A 4,739-nucleotide genomic window follows, 5' to 3' on the forward strand; every position below is an offset into this window, starting at 1 on the left:
GCTCGCCGGGGAGGCCCCGCCGATCTTTGCCCAGGCCGCGAGCCCGGAGCTGCGCTACGTCGCCACCGAGCCGCCGGCGCCGCGGGGGGAGGCGATCCTCGTGCCCAAGGACAGCCCGGTGCGCAGCGTCGCCGACCTGCGCGGCAAGACCATCGCCCTCAACAAGGGCTCGAACGTCCACTTCCTGCTGGTGCGCGCCCTGGCGCAGGCGGGCGTGCCCTATGACGGGGTGAAGCTCGCCTTCCTGGCGCCGGCGGACGCCAACGCCGCCTTCGTGCGCGGCTCCGTCGACGCCTGGGCGATCTGGGATCCGTATCTCGCCGCCGCCGAGCGCGCCACGGGCGCCCGGGTCCTGGCCGACGGGCAGGGGCTCGCCCCCAACCGCCAGTTCTACCTGTCCCGGCGGGGCTTCACCGATTCCAGCCCGGAGATCGTGTCGGCCGTGCTCAAGGCGATCGGTGAGGTCGATGCCTGGGCGGAGGGCCACGCGGACGCCGTGGCGGCGGAACTCGCCCCCGCGGTGGGCATCCCCGCGCCGGTTCTCGGCGTCGCCCTGGGACGGCTGTCCTACGGCGTCGCGCCCCTCGACGCCGCGGCGGTCGCCGACCAGCAGAAAGTCGCCGACGCGTTCCACGGGCTGGGCCTCCTGCCGCGACCGATCCGGGTCGCCGACGCGGTCTGGACGCAGCCCGAGCGCCGGGCCGAGAATCGGGCGGAGACTCGCTGATGCGCAACGCCAAGCTCGATCGCCTCGGCGACACGGCCCTGCCCTGGCTCCTGCCGGCGGCGCTCCTTCTCGGCTGGCAGGCCGCGGTCTCGGCGGGCCTCGTCTCCAACCGCTTCATGCCGGCGCCCCTCGACGTGGTCCGGGCCGGCTGGGAGGCCGGGCGGACCGGGGAGCTCTGGACCAATCTCGGCGTCAGCACCCTGCGGGCGCTCGCGGGCTTCGTGATCGGCGGCGGCATCGGCTTCGCGCTCGGCCTCGCCAACGGCCTGTCGCGCCTGTCGGAGCGGCTCACCGACACCTCGGTGCAGATGGTGCGCAACGTGCCCCACCTGTCGCTGATCCCGCTGGTGATCCTGTGGTTCGGCATCGGCGAGGAGGCCAAGCTGTTCCTCGTGGCGCTCGGCGTGTTCTTCCCGATCTACGCCAACACCCTGCACGGCATCCGCTCGGTGGATCCGGGCCTCGTGGAGATGGGCCGGGTCTACGGCATGTCCCGCAGCGAGCTGTTCGCCCGGGTGGTGCTGCCCGGCGCCCTGCCGTCGATCTTCGTCGGCCTGCGTTACGGCCTGGGCATCATGTGGCTGACGCTGATCGTCGCCGAGACGATCTCGGCCTCGTCGGGGCTCGGCTACATGGCCATGCAGGCGCGCGAGTTCATGCTGGTCGACGTCGTGGTGCTGGCGATCCTGATCTACGCGGCCCTCGGCAAGCTCGCCGACGCCCTGACCCGCCAGCTCGAGCGCACCTGCCTCGCCTGGAATCCCGCCTACAGGAGCGCCTGATGCTGCTCGACGCCGTCCGCCGCGAGGCGCTCCCCGACGCCGGATCGGCACCCCGTCAGGCCGGGGGATCCGCATCGTCACGCCCGCCCGCGGAGCCCGCAGGCCGCGGCATCGCCGTCACCGTCCGCGACCTGCACAAGAGCTTCGACGGCACCGCCGTCATCGAGGGCCTGAACCTGTTCCTGCCGGCCGGCGGGTTCACCGCGGTGGTGGGCCGCTCCGGCTGCGGCAAGAGCACCCTGCTGCGCCTGATCCTCGGGCTGGAGACGCCCACTGGCGGCCGGATCGATCAGGAAGGGCCGGCGACGTCGCCCCGCCGGTCGGAGCCGCCGAAGCGGATCATGTTCCAGGAGCCGCGCCTCCTGCCCTGGGCGCGGGTCGTCGACAACGTCGCGGTCGGCCTGTCGGGCCTCGGCTCCCGGGCCGAGCGCCGGGAGCGGGCGCTCGCGGCGCTCGCCGAGGTCGGGCTCGGCGACAAGGCGGGACAATGGCCCGCGACCCTGTCGGGGGGCCAGCGGCAGCGGGTGGCGCTGGCCCGGGCGCTGGTGAGCCGGCCGGGCCTGCTCGCCCTCGACGAACCCCTTGGCGCCCTTGACGCCCTGACCCGCATCGGCATGCAGGACCTGATCGAGCGGATCTGGCAGGCGCAGGGCTTCACGGCGCTGCTCGTGACCCACGACGTCGCCGAGGCGGTGGCGCTGGCCGACCGCATCCTCGTGGTGGAAGCCGGGCGGATCGCCCTCGACCTGCGGGTCGACGTGCCGCGCCCGCGCCGACGCGGGGATCCGGATCTCGCACGCCTCGAAGGGCGTATTCTCGATCATCTTCTGGGCGCGCCGCAGGCCGCCTGACCCGCAACGGAGCTTCCCGATGACCGCATCGCACGACGGGCGCGCCGACGTCCTCTGGTTCCTGCCGACCCACGGCGACGGGCGCTATCTCGGTGCCCAGGAGGGCGCCCGGGACGTGTCGCTCGGCTACCTCCAGCAGATCGCGCAGGGCGCCGACGCCCTCGGCTATTACGGCGTGCTGCTGCCCACCGGGCGCTCCTGCGAGGATTCCTGGATCGTCGCCTCGGCCCTGGCGCCCCTGACCCGGCAGCTGCGCTTCCTCGTGGCGGTGCGGCCGGGCCTGATGGAGCCCTCGGCCGCCGCCCGCATGACCGCGACCCTCGACCGGATCTCCGGCGGGCGCCTGCTGATCAACGTCGTCACCGGCGGCGACCCGGTGGAGCTCGCCGGCGACGGCGTGTTCCTGTCCCACGACGAACGCTACGCCGTCACCGACGAGTTCCTGACGATCTGGCGCGGCCTGCTGGCGGGGGAGACCGTGACCTTCCAGGGGGCGCATCTGCGCGCCGAGAACGGCCGGCTGATCTACCCGCCGGTGCAGAAGCCCTATCCGCCGCTCTATTTCGGCGGCTCCTCGCCCGCCGGGATGGCGGTGGCGGCCGAGCATTGCGACGTCTACCTCACCTGGGGCGAGCCGCCGGCGCAGGTCGCGGAGAAGATCGCCGCCGCCCGGCAGGCCGCCGAGGCGAAGGGCAAGACCTTCTCGTACGGCATCCGCCTGCACGTTATCGCCCGGGAGACGGAGAGCGAGGCCTGGGACGCAGCCGAGCAACTGATCTCGAAGCTCGACGACGCCACCATCGCCAAGGCGCAGGAGACCCTGAAGCGGCAGGATTCCGTCGGCCAGAGCCGCATGATGGCCCTCCACGGCGGCAAGCGCGACAAGCTGGTGGTGTCGCCCAACCTCTGGGCCGGCGTCGGCCTCGTGCGCGGCGGTGCCGGGACGGCTTTGGTCGGCTCGGCCGATCAGGTCGCCGACCGGATGAAGGAGTACATCGATCTCGGGATCGACCGCTTCATCCTCTCGGGCTACCCGCACCTGGAGGAGGCCTACCGCTTCGCCGAGCTGGTCTTCCCGAAGCTGCCGCTGCGCGCCACCACGGGTCGCCCGGCCACCAATGCCCGCAACGACGGCCCGTTCGGGGAGATCGTCGCCAACGACATCGTGCCCAGCCGCCGCGTCGGCGCGCACTGACCGGAGGATCGGGCCGCCCTCCGGGACCGGGCATGGCTGATCTGCATTCGCGCTGCCCGGGTGTCATGGTGACGCCATCCTTGGCGTCCATCCGCCCCGCCCATCGCCGCGCGCCGTACGCGCGCGGCCGGGACGAGTGAAGGATGTCCATGACTTCGACCAAGACGGCCCTGCTGGCCATCGGTCTCTGCCTCGGCCCCGCCGCGGCCTTCGCGGAGCAATCCCCGGCCCGGGAAGCGCTCAAGCAGTACTGCACCGGCGACTACATGGATTTCTGCAGCGCCTACGCGCCGGGCGGCCCGGAAGTCGAAGCCTGCTTCAAGGCCAATCTCAAGAAGCTCTCGCCCAACTGCTCGGCGGCGATCACCGCCTACAAGAAGGAGCAGCGGGCGACCAAGCGCTTCAGCGAGGCGCGCTGAACCGTCACCGCACGGCGACGCCCAGAGGCGCGCCGCTGCAGTCGAGATGCGCCGGGTTGGTCGAGACCACCCCGGCATTGCACCCCGCCTGCGTCCCGACATAGAGGGGCGTCCCGCCGGATCCGGGCCGCGCGAGGTAGCCGATCGGCCGCGTGCCGGCGTCGAGATGGCGGGGATTGCTGGTGACGAGGCCCACATCGAGCCCGGCCGCCGTGCCGACATAGACGGGCGGGTCGCCGGGGTTACCCGGTTGCGCCAGCGTGGCGCCGATCGGCGCCGTGGCGCAGCCCTTGTACCCCGGGTCGATCGTCACCTCGCCGGCGTTGCAGCCGCCCTGCGTGCCGACATAGAGCGCCGTACCGGGCGCCCGGGGGGCCGGGGGCGGCGCGACGGCCGCCTGCGGCGCGATAGCAGCCCGCGGCGCTTGGGCGGCCCGCGGCGCTTGGGCAGCCTGCGGCGCTTGAGCGGCCGGCCCGCCGCCGAGCGCCGTCCGCAGGGCCGCGATCCCCGCCTTGACGTCCTCCAGCGTGCCGACCACCACGTAGCAGGTGTAGCTGTGCGCCCCGGCCGGGACGTTGTTCTCGCGGAAGACGCAGTTCCACTTCACCGTCGCGTTGCCGGGGCCCGGCAGGGTCGCGAAGTTGAACCGGCCGTAGCCCGCGTTCGGCACGCTCGGCTGGGGGAGGGCGGGGCTGTACACGCCCATGGCCCGAGAGGCGTCGGCATTGGCCAGGATCACCGGCACGCCCTGCTCGGCCGGCCCGC

At 73.1% G+C, this 4,739-nt stretch carries 6 protein-coding genes; 5 read left to right on the forward strand and 1 reads right to left on the reverse strand.

Features of this window, described 5'->3' with window-relative positions:
• From I53_RS28920 to I53_RS28940, 5 genes are all read left to right on the forward strand, one after another.
• Window positions 1-727, forward strand: a 727-nt coding sequence (locus I53_RS28920; protein ID WP_043357561.1) for an aliphatic sulfonate ABC transporter substrate-binding protein, incomplete at its 5' end; no start/stop codon positions are given.
• The gene (gene ssuC, locus I53_RS28925; protein ID WP_043357563.1) at window positions 727-1,509 is read left to right on the forward strand and encodes an aliphatic sulfonate ABC transporter permease SsuC; all 783 of its coding nucleotides are present in this window, start codon (window positions 727-729) and stop codon (window positions 1,507-1,509) included. The genes I53_RS28920 and ssuC, both read left to right, overlap by 1 nt.
• Window positions 1,509-2,360 (forward strand): ATP-binding cassette domain-containing protein, encoded by an 852-nt coding sequence (locus I53_RS28930; protein WP_043357565.1) that lies wholly within the window; start codon window positions 1,509-1,511, stop codon window positions 2,358-2,360. Before ssuC ends, I53_RS28930 begins: the two co-directional genes overlap by 1 nt.
• A gap of 19 nt (window positions 2,361-2,379) precedes the next feature.
• On the forward strand, window positions 2,380-3,555 hold the full coding sequence (gene ssuD, locus I53_RS28935) for an FMNH2-dependent alkanesulfonate monooxygenase (RefSeq protein ID WP_043357567.1): 1,176 nt from the start codon (window positions 2,380-2,382) through the stop codon (window positions 3,553-3,555).
• A 149-nt stretch (window positions 3,556-3,704) separates the two neighbouring features.
• Window positions 3,705-3,974 (forward strand): hypothetical protein, encoded by a 270-nt coding sequence (locus I53_RS28940; protein ID WP_043357569.1) that lies wholly within the window; start codon window positions 3,705-3,707, stop codon window positions 3,972-3,974.
• Window positions 3,975-3,978: 4 nt separating this feature from the next.
• Here I53_RS28940 and I53_RS34380 read toward each other — a convergent pair.
• On the reverse strand, window positions 3,979-4,739 hold a 761-nt coding region (locus I53_RS34380), incomplete at its 5' end, for a hypothetical protein (protein WP_210161603.1).

Source organism: Methylobacterium sp. B1 (assembly GCF_000333255.1).
Taxonomy (GTDB): Bacteria; Pseudomonadota; Alphaproteobacteria; order Rhizobiales; family Beijerinckiaceae; genus Methylobacterium; species Methylobacterium fujisawaense.

Bases quoted from the DNA above. Each gene is read 5' to 3' on its own strand.
- ssuC (WP_043357563.1), top strand. From the start codon at position 727: ATGCGCAACGCCAAGCTCGATCGCCTCGGCGACACGGCCCTGCCCTGG.
- ssuD (WP_043357567.1), top strand. From the start codon at position 2,380: ATGACCGCATCGCACGACGGGCGCGCCGACGTCCTCTGGTTCCTGCCG.
- I53_RS28930 (WP_043357565.1), top strand. From the start codon at position 1,509: ATGCTGCTCGACGCCGTCCGCCGCGAGGCGCTCCCCGACGCCGGATCG.
- I53_RS28940 (WP_043357569.1), top strand. From the start codon at position 3,705: ATGACTTCGACCAAGACGGCCCTGCTGGCCATCGGTCTCTGCCTCGGC.